The following is an 18,500-nucleotide window of genomic DNA, read 5'->3' on the forward strand; positions in this document are numbered from 1 at the left end:
AACCAAGCCAATCATGACCTCATACACCGACTCCCCCCTGTCCCGACAACACTCCCACAGCTTTGACCAGGGCAATCCGCTGGGCGAAAAAAATGCCAAGCTGGCGATGCTGCTGACGCTGGCCATGATGGTGCTGGAAATCACCGCCGGCTATTACTTCAACTCCATGGCCCTGCTGGCCGATGGCTGGCATATGAGTTCACACGCTCTGGCACTGGGCCTGTCCGTCAGCGCCTATGCCGCGGCACGCAAGCTGGCCAATGACAGGCGCTTCAGTTTCGGCACCTGGAAGATAGAAATCCTGGCGGGATACACCAGCGCCATCTGCCTGCTGCTGGTTGCCGCCCTGATGGCTTTTGAGTCGGTACAACGCCTGCTCTCGCCTGCCGCCATTCACTATCAGCAAGCCATAGGCGTGGCCACTCTTGGCCTGCTGGTCAACCTGGCCTGTGCCTGGCTGCTCAAGGATGGTCATCACCATCACCACGGCCATGAGTCCCACCACGATCATCACCATGGACACGACCATGCGCATGGCGACCTGAACCTGCGCTCCGCCTATCTGCACGTAATTGCAGACGCAGCCACATCGGTCATGGCCATCGCAGCCCTGCTGGGCGGTATGTTGCTGGGCCTGGCCTGGCTGGATTCGGTCATGGGCCTGGTCGGCTCTGTGATGGTCGCTACGTGGGCCTTCAGTTTGCTGCGCGATAGCAGCCGCGTGCTGCTCGATGCCGAAATGGACGCCCCCGTCGTGCAAGAGGTACGTGATGCCATCGCGCAAGGCCCGCAGCCCGTCAACATCACCGACCTTCATGTCTGGCGCGTGGGCAAGAATCACTATGCCTGCATCATCGCAATCGAGGGCGCTGCCACCGTCACCCCCGACTACATTCGCCAGCTGCTGTCGGTGCACGAAGAACTCACCCACGTCTCTGTCGAAGTCAACCGCACAGAGCCGGCATAAATACGTCGGTTGAAATCAGCAGGCTGGTAACGCAGGTAGAATCCAGCGTCCCTCCCCGTAGTTCAATGGATAGAACGGTCGCCTCCTAAGCGACAGATACAGGTTCGATTCCTGTCGGGGGGACCAAATTCAAGGCCGCGAAGGTTCACCACCTTCCGGCCTTTTTCTTTTCCCCCTCGATAGCGTCAATTTTATAGTCCACCGTAGTCCACTGAAGTGCATGGCAATCCGGAGGTATCTGGGGGTACATCTGGGGGTACATTTTTAGAAATTGAGGGCACATTTCAGATGCCCCCAGTCTTGCCCTATGGCTTCGTCCCCCTCGTCACCCAACCCTTGCCCTCGTCGGCGTGAATATCGAGCAGCCCTTCTCTGGCGCTGGTATATGAGTCATGCTTTTCGCCGCAGGCAACCAGACAGCAACAGGAACGCGGGCCGCTCAATGCAAAATGCCCATACGCATGCGTACTTCGCAATCAAGCCTTGGCACGCGGCTTGAAGAGATGGATGGTTTCGCCACGGGCAAGCATCTCCACCAACTGAGCGACGCGTCTGGCGCGCGTCTCGGCTCTCGCGGCAGTCTGGATACGCCACAGTATCGCGTAGCGATTAGAGGCATTGATGCTTGCAAAGAAGGCCTTGGCGGCCGGCTTGGCATTCAGTGCAGCCTGCAGATCCTCGGGCACCGTGGACGTACGTGCACCGTCGTAGGCCCGCGCCCAGCGCCCGTCAGCCTTGGCCGCCTCTATCTGAGCCTGACCCGGGGCCTGCATGCGGCCCGCTTCAATGAGTGCCTGTACCTTGTTGACATTGATTCTCGACCAGACACTTCGCGCACGCCTCGGCGTGAAGCGCTGGAGATAGTGTTGATCGTCAAGACTTTTCTTCTGTCCATCGATCCAGCCCCAACACAGCGCAATCTCCACCGCTTCGGGGTAGGTGACACTGGGCTCGTTGGAGCCTCGCTTGGCGATCTTGAGCCAGAGGCCTTCGGAAGTAGCATGATTCTTCTTCAGCCAGGCCTCGAAGGCTTTGGCGCTCTTGAACAGGGTTGGAGCAAGCTCAAGCGGGATGATGGATTTGACAGTAGGCATCACCTGGACCTATGCGGCATTAACATCAGCGCGATTCGTGGCATAGAGGCAGGAACCTGGTTGATGGTGGGGTAAGACAAGTTTAACCAGAGCTCCCAGCCTATGGCAGTCGCAAAATGCCCCACGACTCGCCCCCAGACCAGGGGCTTGAGCGATCACAACAACTGCGCAAGCAATCCTGTCAGCCCTGCCGCCACAATGACGTAGATGACATTGATCTTGAAGCGGAGCAACGCGATGCCTGCTGCCAGACCAATGGCAATCGACGGCCACTCTATGTGTCCTGCGAAGCCTTGGGGCCAAACTACATGGTAGGCAAAGAAGACTGCCAGATTCAGAATGACACCCACGACCGCAGCGGTGATTCCGATCAATGGCGCAGTGAATTTCAGATTGCCGTGGGTGGACTCGATAAAGGGACCACCCAGGAAAATGAAAAAGAACGACGGCAGAAAAGTGAAGAAGGTCACGATCACTGCAGCGACGACTCCAGCGAGCAGCAGCGAATCCACACCGAAGATCGCTTTTGTCCAGCCGCCCACAAAAGCCACAAAGGACACCACCATGATGAGAGGGCCCGGAGTAGTCTCCCCCAACGCCAGGCCATCGATCATTTGTGTTGCAGTCAACCAATGAAAGTTCTCCACCGCGCCTTGGTAAACATAGGGAAGCACCGCATATGCGCCCCCAAAAGTCATCAGCGCAGCCTTGGTAAAGAACCATCCCATTTGTACCAGCGGTGATTCCAGACCAAACGCCGTGGCGAGCACGCCCATTGCGCTGCCCCACAGCGTCAGGCAGACCAGCGACACCCTCCAGAATCCTCGCCAGGAAAACTGTGCATGCGGCGGAGTTGGAGTGTCGTCATCGATCAATGCGGCCCCGACTGGCTGACGCGCATCGCTTTTTTCATGGCTGGAGCCACCAAAGACCTCAGGTCGCAATTTGCCACCGATGAAACCGATGGCTGCAGCCGCAATGACGATAAGCGGAAACGGAACATTGAGCGCGAAAATGGCGACAAACGCAGCAGCCGCAATGCCCCAATGCCAGCTGCTCTTGAGCGACCTGGAGCCCACTCGGTAGGCTGCCTGTGCCACAAGCGCTGTCACAGCGGGCTTGATGCCATAGAAAATGCCCGCAATGACCGGCATGTCCCCGTGGGCCATATACAGCCAGGCCAGAGCAATGATGATGAACAGCGATGGCAGGACAAAAAGAACCCCTGCCAAAATGCCACCCCATGTCCGGTGCAGCAGCCATCCCAGATACGTTGCAAGCTGTTGAGCCTCGGGCCCCGGCAGCAACATGCAGTAGTTAAGGGCGTGGAGAAATCGCTTCTCGGAAATCCATCGACGGCGGTCTACCAGCTCCTCATGCATGAGTGCTATTTGACCTGCGGGGCCGCCAAAGCTGATGAATCCAAGCTTCAACCAGAAACGCAGCGCTTCTGAAAGCGAAAGAGAGGCTGGCGCAACCGGATCGGTGGGCCTGGGCAAAGCGGTGTCCATAAAAGCTCCATAGGGAATATCCAGCTCTTGGACGAGACACCGTCTACCCTTGCGGGACGGGAGGCTGCTTTCCCGATGCAGGAATTCTAGCCCAGTCGCCTGAGCTCTCATGCACGCCGAAGACAAAGTCTGCAGCTACCGAGAGCAGCGCCAGCACATGGAGCAGAGCCGTACTTGCTGTGCGCCACAAGGATAGGCATCTCAGCCCTCAACGCCCAGAGCTCCTTCGCGGCAGCTCACTCGCGCAGACGAAGACATCGAGCTCCGGAATTTTCCCTCTTGAAGCACACCGCAGCTCGGATCACCAGAACCATCATCACCGATAGCGCTGCTTTCAATATCAGGCCGCCTCCACGATCGACGAGACATCCAGCACATACATCTGGCGCTGGCTCTCATGCACCGAGTCAATGCACACCTGCTTGCCATCACGACTCCAACGTGGATGCAGGTCACAGCGGTTTTCCTTGCTCAGCTCCGGAGTGGCATAGAAACTGCCCAGATTGCGACGCTCGCCGGTCTGCATGTCGAAAAGGAACAGAAAGCGCTCGTGTGTCCTGTCATCTGGATAGGTGTCACTCAGCATCCAGCGGGTACTCACCGGCGAGAACGTCATATGGCCGTTTTCCACCAGCACATCGCGACCAATCACTTTCACCTCTCCTCCTTCAACATCGTGATAGAGGTGGTAGTGAATCTCGCCGGCATGTGGCCCCCAGACAATGATGTGCTCGTTGTCCTGCCACAAGGGATGAGAGATCTGGTACTCCGACTTTTCATAGTCAAACGTGCCTGCGGCACTGGGGTCGAAGTCGTCAGCCAGCTGCGGCAGCGGATGATCGGAGCACTCCAGCAAGCGCATGTCCGAACCGTCCGGGTTCATGGTGATCAGGCGATGCAGGAAGCAGGTCTCATCCTTCACACGTTCTGTCCATCGATGCAAAAACAGGATGCGTGAAGAAGCCGGGTTGATCTCGATATGACTGACCCAGTGGATGGCCTTGTCCATCGACGACACATGATGGAATGCCTTGAGTTGCTCATAGCTGACCAGCAACCGGGAATCACCTGTCGCCAGCTCCATGCACCAGATGCCGTCATCTGCGGGCGCCAGAGGCAATTCAAAAGGCTGTCCCGGCTCGCTGTAACCAATGGTCTCGTGCGTGATGTACAGGCGCCGGTAGTTGACCGACAGCGCCCAGGCACTGCTGGGTGCAACCACATACACGGGCATGGGCAGAACTCGGCGCTCTTGCGTATCCACATCCACCACTACGGCGCCAAAGCCCGGGTAACGGGCTGACATATCGCCCGTGCGATCGTTATAGATCAGCTTGCGACCCGGTGCGCCATCTAACCACTGCAGCTGGCTGCCCATCTGGAAGTTCCAGGCACCGGTCTCGCCCACTGCGTGAAAGCGGTCACCGTCCTGAGTGTCGAAATAGCCAATCGTGGCCTTGACCTCTGGCGTCAGGTAAATGTCCATCCAGGGCGTTTGCTGGGCTGCCAGCAGGCGATTGCCTTTGTCCCAGTTGGACTTGTTGTAGTAGCCGAAGAAATGATGAAGGCTGCCGTCACCCACGCGTCGGCAGGGAGCAAAAGAAGAATGAGAAGAGGTCGTCATTGGATATCAAGCAGTAGCGTCGCAGCGACTGGCTGCGACTCGAAAGCGATGCAGGGCATGAAGAAGCCCGGCTCTGGTTAATTCGCCGTAATCTTTCCGGCAGCGATCACCTGGTCCCAACGCTGCTTTTCCTTGGCCACAAAGCTTTGCGCTTCTGCCAGGGTATTGGCCACGGCACTCATCCCTTGATCCTGCAGCCCCTTGCGGAACTCGGGTGTATTGACCACCTTGCGGATGTCTTCACTGAGCTTGTGCACGAGGGCCTGAGGCACCTTGGAGGACACGGCAACCGTGGTCCATGATGTGGCTACATAGTCCTTCATTCCTGCCTCACCGGTCGTCTGCACATCCGGCAGCGCCGCCAGGCGCTCATTGCCGGTCACCGCCAGCGCCTTGAGCTTGCCGCCCTTGACATGAGCCAGCACTGTCGGAGGGTTCTCGAACATCAACTGGATCTGGCCACCGAGCAAATCATTGAGCGCTGCCGAGCTTCCACGATAGGGAACATGAACAATGGGAGCGCCGGACTGGAGCTTGTACAGCTCTCCCATCATGTGAACCGACGAGCCCACGCCAGCAGAGCCAAAATTGATGCTGCCTGGATCCTTCTTGGCCAGCTCGGTCAGCTCCTGCAGATTCTTGACCGGCAGGTTGGGGGTTGCAACCACGACATGAGGCATCTCCGCCAGCACGGTGACAACGCGCAACTCCTTGGCAGGGTCGTAAGGCAGTTTCTTGTAAACCCCGTAAGCAGCATGCAATCCGATGGATCCCACCATCAGCGTGTAGCCGTCCGCCGGCTGATCGGACACGTATTTCCCACCCAGATGGCCGCCTGCACCTGGCTTGTTCTCAACCACCACGGCTTGATTCCACATACGGCCGAGCCTGTCGGCAAGCATACGGGCCTGCACGTCCGAGCTGCCACCCGCAGTGAACGGCACGATGATGCGAATTTGACGAGCAGGATTGGGATATGCGGAGCTGCCTTCAGCCCAGGCCGAGCCGACGCTCGCCAACGTTGCGGCAGCCAGCACTCCCAGACACAGAGAGCGACGAGCGCTAATGCAAACCATCTAATGACTCCTTGGATTGATTGATGCGCCCTCAACTCCTGAAAACGCATGCACTTATTCGTATGGAAGTCAGTGTAGAAAGCCTAACCTACTCGGAAAAATTCATTTTTCAAACTCATCTATACGCGGTTGGTATACCCTTCATCCTCAGCATCAAACCGATTGCGCCATGCCACGCCCTTTGAGTTTTAAAGAAATTGAAGCATTTCGTGCCGTGATGCAAACCGGCACCACGACCGCCGCTGCGCAGCTGCTGCACACCACGCAGCCGTCCATCAGCCGTCTGCTGGCTCAGATGCAGACCGGCGCGGACCTGAAGCTGTTTGATATGCATAAAGGGCGGCTGCGCCCGACTGCAGAGGCACGGGAGCTCTTTTCGACGGTGCAGCAACATTTCGTAGGTCTGGAGCGCATTGAGCGCGACCTTCAGGGGCTGCGGCAGTTCGGTGCAGGCACTCTGCGCATAGGCTGCACCCCGGCACTGGGACTGTCCATCGTTCCCGCGGCCCTGCACAATTTTCTGCTGCACTACCCGGGTACACACATCAGCCTGCAGACACTAGGTACTACACATCTTCGGGAAGGACTGCTGCACGGCCAGTTTGACCTGGTCGTCAGTACCATGGCCATTGGCTCCCCTGAACTCAACGCAAGCGTTCTGCATCAGACCCAGGCCGTCTGCGTCATGCATCCAGGCCATCCTCTGGCATCGCACAGCAGCCTGCATGTCCAGGACCTGGAAAACCAGCTGCTGCTGACCTTGAATTCCGACGACAACATCTACCTGCAGCTGCAGCGAACCATGCTCGAGCATGATGTCCGCCCCAGCTCAACTGTCGAAACCACCTACTCCTCCACCATCTGCTGCCTTGCCGCGCAAGGTACAGGCTTGGGCGTAGTGAACCCCTACGTGGCGGCAACATTTGCGTCAAGCCTCTGCATCAAACCGTTCCTGCCCGAGTGCTCAGTAGAGGTGGTGCTGGCACTGCCCAGTCATTCGGCACCTTCGGAACGCACGCAATGCTTTGTCGAGGAGCTGCAAAAACAGCTGGCAACATAAGCAGCCCAGCCCTGCAGCAAAGACTAGCCACTCAAGAAAATTCCAGCGTCAGATGACGGCGAACGCCAAATGCGTCTCAAGGGTCTGCGCCCGCAACCGAGTACATGTGCATGGATGGGGTGGAATTCCGGCGATAGTCAGAGGGCCTCTTACCGGGCCTTGCATTGAATCGGCACCATGCGGCCGACCTCGACCGTCAGATCCAGTCCTTTTCCTCGGATGGTATTGGGCCCGTTGCTGTAAACAAATCCGGAGCCGCTTGGCTGCTGTGGAAGCTCTATGCCTTGACCGCCGCGCATCAAGACTGCTTTGCTGTTGGCAGGCGAGAAACGCACCGAAATGGATTCTCCGTTTGCACAGGTGAATGCAACTTCACGGTCTGCGTCTTGAGACGGCGCAGAACTGCAGGCACTGACGGCGATTGCGGCGAACATGGCAAGCCCGATGACTTTCATAGACTTCTCCCGTGATATTTCAAGGCAAGACTCAAGCAGTCATGAAGAACTCTTGTGTCTGGTGGCACTTCCAACACTTGGCAGATCACCTTTGTCTCGACAGGCTGGGAGATCCCAACCTGCTACAAGCTCCTGCCAACGAGTCAGACCGCAACGCGAAGTGGAGCTTGATTGACGCATATCTGAGCTCAGGCTGAACTCACACGCCTGTCGCGCTCCTTGTCCCGGTAAAGGCGTGCTTTTTCAGCATACATGGCCTTGTCCGCCCCTTGAACAATGCTTTCTATCGGCGTGCCTTCCAGGCCACAGGCATGGCCCATGGAAACCTGGATGCTGTGACCCGGATAGAACTGATTGTTCAACTCCAGCAAGGACAAGATGCGCTCCTGCAATGCCACGGCACCACGTTCATCAGTTCCCGGCAATAGCACGACAAACTCATCACCACCAATGCGGGCGGCGCAGGCCGGCGCATCCACTGCCTTGGAGAGAACTTCGCCCATACGCCTGAGCATGGCATCGCCTGCAGTATGCCCATGCTCGTCGTTGACGACCTTGAGTCCATTCATATCTATGGCAAGCATGGACAAGGGCCAGGGCCCTTTGCGCGACAGCCTGTTGAGCTCTTCGGTATAGAAAGCGCGGTTGCGCAACTGGGTCAACACATCATGCTTGCCCAGATATTCAAGATAAGCCTCAGCCTTCTTGCGAGCGGTGATATCCACGAGTGACAGCAGAACCAAACCCCACTTCTCCGCGTGGCTGCTCATGATGGCGAACTCCATATGAATATGGAGCACATCGCCAGCCAGCCCGTAGTTCACCACTTCCCGCTGCTGCACCAGCTTCCCTTCCCAAAGGTCTATCAGCTGCTCGGCAAACGAATCGTACATTTCGCCCCTGAAAACCTTGGACAGATTCTGCAGCAGTTGCTGCTTGCTCTCGGCACCGAACATTTGCAGCGTCTGGCGATTGACATCGAGCACCTGGATTTCCTGCATGCAGCGGGTCACGAATTCCGGATGCACTTTCAGAAAAGTCCGGAAATCGGTGATTCCGCGCGCTCGCACATCGTCCATCAGGCGCTTGACCACGCTGAAGTCCTCAACCCACAGCGACACCGGGGAGTACTCGAACAGGTCTCTGGCGTATTGCTCGCTGCGCTGCAGCTTCACCGTGCTCTGCACCTCCGCCGTCACATCCTCCAGAGAGACCAGCACCCGGCTCCAGCTTTGCTCGTAGCCCGGCAGTACACGCGCCCTCACCTGCACATCGAGCCGCCGTCCATCCAGGGCATAGTTGACCGAACGGGTCTCGAAACTGAGCACCCCCTCCCAGAGAGCGACCAGTTCATTCATGATGCTGTCGAGCATGTCGCCGCGAAAGACCTCGCTAAGCCGGCTCTTCAGGGTTTCCTCATCTTCGGCCTTGAACAGGTCCAGCGTGTACTGATTGACCCGCAGCACCTTGTAGGACTGACTGCAAAGCCTGAGCCGTTCCGGATCCTCTTTGAGAAAGCTGAGCAGATCGCTCACCCCCTGCGCCCGCCATTGATCGAAAATCTGTTTCAGGCCGCTGTAATCCTCCATCCAGAGCGATACCGGTGCCAGGTTGAACATATCCTCGAAGTCCAGACCTTCTGCGAGCGAATTTTTCACAAACGATACCTCCGCCAACGATTATTACCGAGACTTCAAGCCTGCACTCAGCCCTCTTTTGCAAGAGTCGAGCAACTATCTCGCCGCAATGAAAAAGACTCCCTGCGGAGTCTTTTCAGGTCAGATCACCTCAGGCAGTCTCTGCCTTGCGGCTTTCACCTTGTACATTGCGGCATCGGCTTTCTGCAAAGCATCATCCACATCGGTGTCATCGGGCATCAAGCAGACCATTCCCACGCTGGCTCCTGCGTACTCGATCTCACGCCCGTCGGCCAATTGCAAACGGGCAACAGAGGCTTTGCTCAATCGCAGCTGCATCTCCCTGATCACGGCCTCAGCGTCTTCATCCAGCAAAGGCCCGGCACCGACCATGACGAATTCATCGCCACCGAAACGAGCCAGCATGTCACTGCTGCGCAGTCCTGATCGCAGTTGTTCGGCCATGGCACGCAGCAATGCATCCCCTGCCTCATGACCGAACTGGTCATTGATCTGCTTGAAGCGGTCAAGATCCACAAAGCCCACCAGCACCCATTCACGGGTGCGGCGGCAATGAGCAATGAGTCGGTTGAGTTCTTCGGTCACGCAGCGGCGATTGGGCAATCCAGTCAGGGAATCGAGCATGGCCAACGAGGCCAGCTCCTCGTTGGCATGCTGCAGCGATCTCACCAGTTGCTCGCGCTCGGCAAAGCCTGCAATGATCTTGGCAAACAGGCGCAGCAGATCCTCGGCCTCCGCTGCCAGCGCGACTGAATGGTCGCTGGCTGCACACAAAGTGCCGAACAGCGCACCATTGGAAAAACGCACGGGCGTGCTCACATAAGTCTGGATACCCAGTTGACGCGCTGCATCCGAGTCGCCCCAGCACTCGCCAACGTTGTCAGTAAAGGTACGCCCTTCGTCGAGCGACCGTTTGCACAAGGTGTCGTGCCAGGGCACCTCCAGCCCTTCGGGGATCTTCATCTCTCCCGTATTGAGGGAATACAGAACATTCTGAATACCGCGCACCTCATCCACGGTGGTGAGATAGGCCGACTCCAGATCAGTCACTTCCACCATGATTTCCAGAAGAGGTCGCGTGAAGCTGGGCAGATTCTGAGATGCGGAGACGGTCTGGGAAAGGCGTTGAATAATTGATGGCATGGTGCAATTTGGGGGTACGGCCGCACGACCAGTGCGGCAGCTCAAGCAAAGCCTAAAGCCTAGGCATCATCACTTTCATTCGACTGAGACTATCGTTCAATCATGCAATGAAAGCCAGATCCCAACGTCTGTATTTTCAAGCAATCGATTGTCAGACTAGGACTGAGGCCACAGGACCCTGACACGCAGACCGCCCAGTTGCGGCGACTCGTCAAGCCACAGCTGGGCACCGCTGCTTTGCGCAATGCTTTGCGCAATGGCCAGCCCCAGGCCACTGCCGCCGGCCATGCCACCAGCCCCCTGACCGCGAACAAAGCGCTGCAGGACGCGTTGGCGCTCGGCCGGTGCAATGCCTGGACCCGAATCCTCCACCACCAGTGCACGTCCGTGCTCGTCCTGCAACCAGCCCACATCAACTCGCCCCCCGGCGGGCACGTATTTGATGGCGTTGTCCAACAGATTGCGCAGCAACACCGCCAGCGCCTCGGCGTCTGCGGCCACGCTGAATGCGGACTGCTGCTGCGGGTCTTCACTAAGACCCATGTCCAGCCCCTTGGCCTGGGCAGCAGGCGCGGCATCAGCCAGAGCCTGCTCGACCAGCACGCGCAAGTCAGCCAGCCGCGCATTTTCAGTCTGCGGGCTGGCTTCCTGCCTGGCCAATGCAAGCAACTGCTCCACCAGTCGCCCGGCGCGCTCGATTCCTTGCGCCAGACGGGCCTGCGCTGACTCGCGCTCGGAGCTGTCCGTCGCTTTGCGCAGCAGTTGCAATTGCAGCTGCAACGCGGCCAGCGGCGAGCGCAGCTCATGCGCAGCATCTGCCACGAAATTCTGCTGTGCCTCAAAAGCCTGCCGTACGCGCTGCAGCAGGCTGTTGAGCTCCTCTACCAGCGGGCGCATCTCATCCGGCAGATCATGCTCCGCAACGGGTGCCAGATCCTGAGGCTGACGCATGGCCAGCTCCCTGCGCACCCGCTGCACGGGAGTCAGTGAATGGCGAATCACCCACCACACGGCCAGCGCCAGCAGCGGCAACAGCAGCACCACAGGCAGCAAGCTGCGCCAGGCGGCTTCACGCGCGAGGATCTGACGCACGCGCATGTCCTGAGCAATCTGAATCACCTGAGAGCGTGTCTGCAGTGAAAACACACGGTAGGTCGTGCCACGCGCAGGCACATCGGCAAAGCCCAGCACTGCCATCTGGGGCAAGGCATCACCCAGAGCCGACTCGAAAATTCTCAGTCCCTCATTGGTCCAGACCTGGACGATGAACTCGTTGTTTTCATCTTCGGGAGGCGTTCCCTGCGGTCTGCCTTTGGCATCGACCGGCAGACCCGCCCGCAGTGCAAACGCCGTCTGCTGCATCTGGTAGTCGAACAGGGTATCTGTCTGCGCCAGTGCATTGCGATAGGCAAACACCCCTTGCAGCACGGCCACCAGCAAAATCGCCATGCCGATGAAAAGCAACAGACGCCCGCCCAGCGAGCCGGGCAGCCTCAGCCGCTGCAATGCTTGGTTTTCGCTCATGGCCTGGGCACCATATAACCAAGACCGCGCACATTGAGCACTGCGGCAGCGCCGAGCTTTTTACGCAACCCGTGGATATAGACCTCCACGGCATTGCTGCTGACCTCGTCGCCCCAGCCATAGAGTTTGTCTTCGATTTGCTGACGTGACAGCGTGGCCCCCGGCCTTGCCAGCAATGCCTGCAGCACCGCCCATTCACGACCAGACAGAGTGACCGGCTGGCCATTCACGCTGGCCTCGCGAGTATTGGGATTGAGCATGATTCCCTCATGCTCGTACACCGCATCCAGATGCCCTGCCGCACGCCGCGTTAGCGCGCGAATGCGGGCCAGCAGCTCATCCATGTCATAGGGTTTGATGACATAGTCATCGGCCCCGGCGTCCAGCCCCGCAATGCGGTCACGCACGGCATCCCTGGCGGTCGCCACCAGCACCGGCGTGGCATCCTTGCGCGCACGCAACTGGCGCAGCACCTGCAAGCCATCAAGCTTGGGCAAGCCCAAGTCGAGCAGCACCAGATCGTACTGGTGGCCATGCAAGGCTGTATCGGCCTGGGCGCCATCCTGAACCCAGTCCACCACATAGCCTTCACCGCGCAGCAGCGCCAGCACGGCCTGGCCGATCATGGTGTCATCTTCAACGAGCAGTAAACGCATGGAGCAAGGATAGCGCCGCTACAGCGGGAATGCCCAGCACCAGAAACAAAGGATGCATCGCACGCAGCCTGCATGCCCGCAAGGCGGCAAGCGAGGCAGCTCCACCCCAAGCGGGCAAGCCGCCACCTCACATGAAGGGCTGCCGGTTACACCGCAGCTTCGATGCCCGGCATCGCCATACGTGCCTTGGTCAATGCCATGCCCAGGTTGGCGGTACGGCGGCAGACAAAGACTGCCACATAGTCGGGCACTGCCTTGCTACGCAGAAAGACGTGAATCAGGTTGTCACTGTTGACGATGATTTCCTGAAAATAGTGGTGACCATCATCGCTGAGGCCGCGCGAACGCTTGAACATGGTCTCGATCATGGAGACATTGGGGCCGTTGAACAGGTCGGCCGTAGCAGCCGCCACCAGATCAATCACCTCACGCGGATGGGAATCCACGGTACGGATCGACAGCAACATGCCCGAAGCAGCATCCACATAACCAGCGGCCAAGCACTCGGGGACCGAAGCCACGGCCTGTGTCAACACGGTATCCAAACTCATTACGCTCTCACTTTCCTATTGCTAATCTTTTGCGTCATGGCCGTTTGCAGTCCGCAGCGCCCATGCTTTGGTGGTCTTGAAAACATCACGCCATCTTTTGCAGCAATGCGTTTTCGAATTCATAAAGAAGCGCTTCCTGTGCCTCGGATTGCACATACTGAGCGTCAATCAATCGCACACGGCGCAGCGCCTCTTCGGCAGTCAGGCCCTCGCGTACCAGCCAGGCGGCAAGCACGGTTCCGGTACGGCCCAATCCTGCAAGGCAGTGCACGGCAAGCACCTCTCCACGGCGCAGGGCGACCGACATGCGTGCCAGCAGCATCTGCATCTGTGCCACTGTCGGTGGCTCGTGGTCATAGACCGGCAGGTGAAAGTTCTTGAGCCCATTGCGGGCCAAGGCATCCTGCGGGAAGTCCTTTTCCGTCAACGTGATCAGCATGGTGACGCCGCAACGATTCAAGGCCTTGAGGTCGGCGTCCATGTCATGGACCACGCCCGGCCAGGGCGTACCTGCCAGCCTCCCTGGCACCAGCCAGGAAAATCCGTTCGGGCCGCGGCTGGCTGGCATGGCATTTTCAGCAGCCAGCAGTGGCTGCATTTCCATCAGCACAGCCGCATTCACGGTGCGAGGCTGGTAGCTGGTTGCAGAGTACAGGCCAGATGCCGCGACCGCTGCCGGTTGCGACAGTGCAGGTGCAGGTGCAGACGCAGAGACCGACGTTGGCACAGGCAGCACGGGCTCCAATTTGAAGGGAGCAACGACCTCACTCACTGCTGCCGAAGATGCCGGCAGGTCGGAAAATTCGGCAATGGCCGCCAAGGCTGCGACAGGCAAGGGAGGTGGCGGCAACACATCATCGGCCAGCTCATTCAAAGGGGTACCCGGCATGGGGACAGCGCAGCTGCCGGTACGCAGGAATTGCTGACCGGCGGCACTGAGCGGCCGCAGAGTGAACACCGCCATTGCTGCAGCTTCCTGAATATGACCACCTGCGAGCAACAACATCTGCTGGGCAGCAGCCTGGGCATGCTGCTGATGGTGCGTGACGAGCAGCACACTGCACTGCTGGCCGATCTGCTTGATCAAGTCCAGCAGCAAAAATGCCTCATAGCCTTCCAGGTCGGCCGTGGGCTCATCCACCATCAACACCGCAGGCCGGGCCCAGGCCTCGCGCAGAATGGCTACGGCGCGTTGCTGCACCGCGCTCAACAGCATGGTGGACTTGTCCAGAGCCTGGGCCAGCTCGGCAAAGCCATAGTGCTGCAGCTGTTCAGTCACCCACTGACGCCACTCCAGTGGCGCACGGTGCTCGGTCTGACGTGCTTTCTCGATCAGAGCATCCTGGGTACTGGCGCGCATAAGCCGGGCATGCTGCTGTACCAGGCGCGGCAAGGCCTGCACGCCGTCGGCGCTCAAAGGCATACGCAATGGTTGAGCGGCATAGACCACCTGCCCCCAGCTGCGAAAACGCGGATTGACCGCGTTCAGTCCGGCCAACGTGCGCAGCAGCGTGGATTTTCCTGTACCCGCAGGGCCCAGCAGTGCGGTTACGCCTGATTGCGGAAGTGTGAAATCCACTTCGGCCAAAACCACGCGTGGACCATATGAAGCGCCCAGGCCTTGCACCTGCAGACTGTGTTGCTGATCCAAAAAATCCTCCCCTCGCAGCGCCTGCTCCGAGGGCCGTCACGATGTATTTGCGGTCACGCCGAATCGCCACCACACGGCGTCAAAAAGACGAATGAATGCTTTGGCCCGGCAGTCTATGGCATTACATCTCTAGAAACTCGTTACCTCTGGAAACATGACAACATCATGTGGAAATCCACCGAATATTCATTTATTCAGATATTTTTTGTTTTCAATCAATAAAAGCAGAGAAGAAAAACCGCACCCCTAAGGATGCGGTCCTTCATACGGCAAGGGATCAACTCAACCCAGGCGCACCGGCACAAAGATTTTGTTGCCATCGCGCCAGATCAGCACGGCCACGGTCTTGTCCGCTTTGGCGACTGCGGCCCGCACCTCATCGATATTTCCGGCAGGTGCACCATTGATGGACAGCAGCACGTCTCCCTGGCTGATACCTGCTGCTGCTGCCGGACCGCTGGCCTGAGCCACCAGCAGGCCGGAGTCCACGCCAATCTGCTTTTTTTCCTCAGGCTGCAGGGGGCGCAAAGCCAGCCCCAGCTTTCCCTTGTCAGCGTCCGGAGAGGACTTGGCCACCTTCGCAGCCTTGTCACTGGCATCGCCAAGGGTCGCACTCAGAGTCTTGGATTCACCCTTGCGCCAGACTTCCAGCGTCACTTTCTGCCCCGGCAAGGCCTGGCCGATAAAGGCCGGCAGATCGCCCGAACCAACAACGGGTTTGCCATCCACCTTGCGCACCACATCGCCCGGTTCCAGTCCGGCCTTGGCGGCAGGGCCATTCTTTTCGACACTAGCCACCAATGCACCTTCGGGCTTATCCAGCTTGAAGGAATCGGCAAAGGCCTGATTGACCTCCTGCACACTCACGCCCAGCTTGGCATGCTGGGCCTTGCCCGTTGCCTGAATCTGCTGTTGCACACGGGTTGCCAGCTCAATGGGAATCGCAAACGACACCCCTTGATACCCGCCCGAGCGGGTGTAGATCTGGCTGTTGATGCCCACGACCTCGCCCTGTGCGTTGAACAGCGGGCCACCGGAGTTGCCGGGGTTGATCGCCACATCCGTCTGCAGGAAGGGAACAAAGGAATCATCGGGCAGAGAACGCCCCTTGGCACTCACCACGCCAGCCGTCACGCTGTTCTCAAAGCCGAAGGGCGAGCCGATCGCCAGCACCCAGTCGCCCACACGCAGCTGGCTGGTCTGGCCCAGCTTGACCGTGGGCAGCCCGGCAGCGTCAATCTTGAGTACCGCCACATCGGTCTTGGGGTCGGCTCCCAGCACCTTGGCCCTGAACTCGCGACGGTCGTTGAGCTTGACCGTCACTTCCTTGGCGCCATGCACCACATGGGCATTGGTCAGAATCACGCCGTCGCTGGAGACGATAAAGCCCGAGCCTTGGCCACGCATGGGTGTATCAGGCTGCTGCGCACGTGGCCCCATGCCCTGCCCGCCCGGCATTCCAGGAAAGCCGAACTGGCGGAAGAACTCAAGGAAGGGGTCATCGGGGCTGATGCCCTGACCCTGTTGCTGACGTTCGCTGGTCTGGTCGCCTTCATCGTCGCTCATGGTGCGAGAGGAACCCACCACGCTGATATTGACCACGGCCGCTCCGTTGCGCGCCGTGATATCTGCGAAATTGGGAGCATTCACCGCAGGCAGGTTAAGGGCTGCAGGTTGTGCAACCACCGCAGATTGCGTCACCTGCGCCTGGGCAGCACTGCGGGTTCCCACCAGGCCGGCGCCGGTGGCGCCCAGTGCGCCGATCGCACCTGCGGCCACCAGGGCCATGACCAATCGGCGGGGTGTGGAGAGAATTGTGTTCATGGTCATCCTTTCAAAAAAGCACCGGATCGGTGTCGTTGAAGGGAAGTTTGAACGTCCACACTTAGGCGAGACTTAGGCGCTTGCGGTATTCACCAATGCGCCTGAACCAGAAGCTGCTTGCATCGGCAGCTCAAGGAGTTCAGGCCATTTTCAATCTGCAACCCACCTCGCTCAGATGAGCTCCAGCACCAGCTCCGGCGGGCGACAAAGCTTGGCCCCCTTGGGAGTGACCACAATGGGTCGATTGAGCAGCACCGGATGCGCAGCCACGGCCTGAATCAGCTGGACATCGCTGACCGCTGCATTGTCCAGACCCAGTTCCTTGAACTGAGCCTCCTTGGTACGTAGCAAGTCACGCACCGAAACGCCCAGGTGTGCCACCAGCTCTGCCAACTCTGGCGCCGTCAGCGGCGTGGCGATGTAATCGACGATATTGGGCTCGATGCCATGCTCGCGCAGCAGCGCCAGCGCGCCGCGCGAATTACTGCAGCGGCTGTTGTGAAAAATGGTGATGTCAGGGCGATTCACGGGGGTGTTTGTACTTGTAGTCATGACTGCAGTGTAGCGAGCCTGTGCCTGTCCAAGGCTTGGCAGGCAGTCACTGCATAGCAGCTATGCCGGCTGCGCCAGAGCCAGGCAGAGCGCCATCTCATAGACTGCCTGCAAAACATCATGAGGAGACAATATGCCCGCTTTCACCGCATGCGATCCCTTCACTCTGAACCGCCGCCAATGGAGCCAATGGGCTGCGGCCACCGCCTTGGGCGGTCTGACCGGCACAGCTCTGGCACAGGACTCGAGGTACCCCAGCAAGGCCATACGCATGGTCATTCCGTTCACGCCCGGCGGCTCCGCCGACATTCTGGGTCGCGCCATAGGTCATGAGCTGACGACCGCCTGGGGCCAGAGCGTGGTGCCGGAAAACGTTGCCGGCGCAGGCGGCAGCATCGGCGCGGACCGCGTGGCAAAGGCCAGTGCCGATGGCTACACCCTGCTCATGGGTCATGTGGGCACGCTGGCCGTTACACCCACGCTCTACCCCAAGCTGCCTTACGACCCTATCAAGAGCTTTACGCCTCTGGCCTGGGTGGCGCGTGTGCCCAACGTGCTGGTCGTGCATCCATCGCTGCCGGTCAATGATCTGGCATCGTTCATCAGCTACGCCAAGGCCAATCCCGGAGCGGTGAACTTCAGTTCGGGCGGCAACGGCAGCGCCGCGCATATGACCATGGCCTATCTGAGCCTGCAAGCAGGGCTGAAGATGCAGCATGTGCCCTACAAGGGCACGGCCCCGGCCGTCAATGATCTAGTGGCCGGTCAGGTTCAGGCCCTGTTCACCGGCATTCCCGCCGTGCTTGCGCAGATCCGCGCAGGCCAGATCAAGGCCATCGCCGTTTCATCACCTCAGCGCATCCCTGCACTACCCAATGTGCCTACCGTGGCCGAAGCAGGCTTGCCCGGCTTTGAGGCCGACCAATGGTATGGCGTGGTCGGCCCTGCCAATATGCCCGCCGACGTGGTCGCCAGGATCAATCAGCAGATCAATGCCTCGCTGCGAAGCCCCGCCATCCTCGAGCGTCTGCAAAGCGAAGGCGCCCAGCCCATGCCCAGCACGCCCAAGGTCTTTGCCGACCTCATCGTCAAGGACCTCGCGCGCTGGCGCAAGGTCATCATCGACAGCAAGATGACGCTTTAAGCGCCCAGGG

The 18,500-nt window shown here is 59.0% G+C and carries 16 protein-coding genes and 1 tRNA gene; 4 read left to right on the plus strand and 13 right to left on the minus strand.

Annotated elements, in window-relative coordinates; translation table 11 throughout:
- Window positions 1–13 precede the first annotated feature (13 nt).
- On the plus strand, window positions 14–967 hold the full coding sequence (gene dmeF, locus Cth01_RS04705; RefSeq protein WP_045838629.1) for a CDF family Co(II)/Ni(II) efflux transporter DmeF: 954 nt from the start codon (window positions 14–16) through the stop codon (window positions 965–967).
- A gap of 51 nt (window positions 968–1,018) precedes the next feature.
- A tRNA-Arg gene (locus Cth01_RS04710) sits at window positions 1,019–1,093 on the plus strand.
- A gap of 350 nt (window positions 1,094–1,443) precedes the next feature.
- Here the strand turns inward: Cth01_RS04710 and Cth01_RS04715 are convergent.
- The 4 genes from Cth01_RS04715 to Cth01_RS04730 all read right to left on the minus strand — a co-directional run bounded on the left by Cth01_RS04715 (window position 1,444) and on the right by Cth01_RS04730 (window position 6,272).
- On the minus strand, window positions 1,444–2,061 hold the full coding sequence (locus Cth01_RS04715; protein ID WP_174447014.1) for a YdeI/OmpD-associated family protein: 618 nt from the start codon (window positions 2,059–2,061) through the stop codon (window positions 1,444–1,446).
- Between the two features lie 155 nt (window positions 2,062–2,216).
- On the minus strand, window positions 2,217–3,572 hold the full coding sequence (gene chrA, locus Cth01_RS04720; RefSeq protein ID WP_045838631.1) for a chromate efflux transporter: 1,356 nt from the start codon (window positions 3,570–3,572) through the stop codon (window positions 2,217–2,219).
- Window positions 3,573–3,912: 340 nt separating this feature from the next.
- Entirely contained in the window at window positions 3,913–5,196 is a 1,284-nt protein-coding gene (locus Cth01_RS04725) for a TolB-like translocation protein (protein WP_034378154.1), read from the minus strand.
- A 77-nt stretch (window positions 5,197–5,273) separates the two neighbouring features.
- On the minus strand, window positions 5,274–6,272 hold the full coding sequence (locus Cth01_RS04730) for a Bug family tripartite tricarboxylate transporter substrate binding protein (protein ID WP_034353886.1): 999 nt from the start codon (window positions 6,270–6,272) through the stop codon (window positions 5,274–5,276).
- Between the two features lie 169 nt (window positions 6,273–6,441).
- Between Cth01_RS04730 and Cth01_RS04735 the strand changes: the two genes are divergently transcribed.
- Entirely contained in the window at window positions 6,442–7,332 is an 891-nt protein-coding gene (locus Cth01_RS04735) for a LysR family transcriptional regulator (protein ID WP_045838632.1), read from the plus strand.
- 149 nt (window positions 7,333–7,481) lie between these two features.
- On the opposite strand, the gene Cth01_RS04740 is transcribed toward Cth01_RS04735, so the two are convergent.
- From Cth01_RS04740 to arsC, 9 genes are all read right to left on the minus strand, one after another.
- Window positions 7,482–7,787 carry an MliC family protein gene (locus tag Cth01_RS04740; RefSeq protein ID WP_034353892.1) on the minus strand — a complete coding sequence of 102 codons (306 nt, stop codon included), beginning with the start codon at window positions 7,785–7,787 and terminating at the stop codon, window positions 7,482–7,484.
- 188 nt (window positions 7,788–7,975) lie between these two features.
- The gene (locus Cth01_RS04745) at window positions 7,976–9,445 is read right to left on the minus strand and encodes a sensor domain-containing diguanylate cyclase (RefSeq protein WP_034378225.1); all 1,470 of its coding nucleotides are present in this window, start codon (window positions 9,443–9,445) and stop codon (window positions 7,976–7,978) included.
- 120 nt (window positions 9,446–9,565) lie between these two features.
- Window positions 9,566–10,588: a sensor domain-containing diguanylate cyclase gene (locus Cth01_RS04750; RefSeq protein WP_034353895.1), complete on the minus strand. Its 1,023-nt coding sequence runs from the start codon at window positions 10,586–10,588 to the stop codon at window positions 9,566–9,568.
- Between the two features lie 156 nt (window positions 10,589–10,744).
- Entirely contained in the window at window positions 10,745–12,112 is a 1,368-nt protein-coding gene (locus tag Cth01_RS04755; protein WP_045838633.1) for an ATP-binding protein, read from the minus strand.
- Window positions 12,109–12,768, minus strand: coding sequence for a response regulator (locus Cth01_RS04760; RefSeq protein WP_034378164.1), 660 nt, complete (start codon window positions 12,766–12,768; stop codon window positions 12,109–12,111). The genes Cth01_RS04755 and Cth01_RS04760 overlap by 4 nt, the downstream gene beginning before the upstream one ends.
- A 146-nt stretch (window positions 12,769–12,914) precedes the next feature.
- Window positions 12,915–13,319 carry a hypothetical protein gene (locus Cth01_RS04765; RefSeq protein ID WP_012839717.1) on the minus strand — a complete coding sequence of 135 codons (405 nt, stop codon included), beginning with the start codon at window positions 13,317–13,319 and terminating at the stop codon, window positions 12,915–12,917.
- An 85-nt stretch (window positions 13,320–13,404) separates the two neighbouring features.
- Entirely contained in the window at window positions 13,405–14,970 is a 1,566-nt protein-coding gene (locus tag Cth01_RS04770) for a phosphatase domain-containing protein (RefSeq protein WP_034378165.1), read from the minus strand.
- 282 nt (window positions 14,971–15,252) lie between these two features.
- Window positions 15,253–16,794 carry a Do family serine endopeptidase gene (locus tag Cth01_RS04775; RefSeq protein ID WP_045838678.1) on the minus strand — a complete coding sequence of 514 codons (1,542 nt, stop codon included), beginning with the start codon at window positions 16,792–16,794 and terminating at the stop codon, window positions 15,253–15,255.
- A 171-nt stretch (window positions 16,795–16,965) separates the two neighbouring features.
- A complete protein-coding gene (gene arsC / locus Cth01_RS04780) occupies window positions 16,966–17,346 on the minus strand; it encodes an arsenate reductase (glutaredoxin) (protein WP_045838634.1) in 381 nt (126 codons plus the stop codon).
- A gap of 133 nt (window positions 17,347–17,479) precedes the next feature.
- Between arsC and Cth01_RS04785 the strand changes: the two genes are divergently transcribed.
- Window positions 17,480–18,490 carry a Bug family tripartite tricarboxylate transporter substrate binding protein gene (locus Cth01_RS04785; RefSeq protein ID WP_034353912.1) on the plus strand — a complete coding sequence of 337 codons (1,011 nt, stop codon included), beginning with the start codon at window positions 17,480–17,482 and terminating at the stop codon, window positions 18,488–18,490.
- The last annotated feature ends 10 nt before the right edge of the window (window positions 18,491–18,500 follow it).

The sequence above is a fragment of the Comamonas thiooxydans genome (assembly GCF_000964545.1).
In the GTDB taxonomy this organism is placed as follows: domain Bacteria; phylum Pseudomonadota; class Gammaproteobacteria; order Burkholderiales; family Burkholderiaceae_C; genus Comamonas; species Comamonas thiooxydans.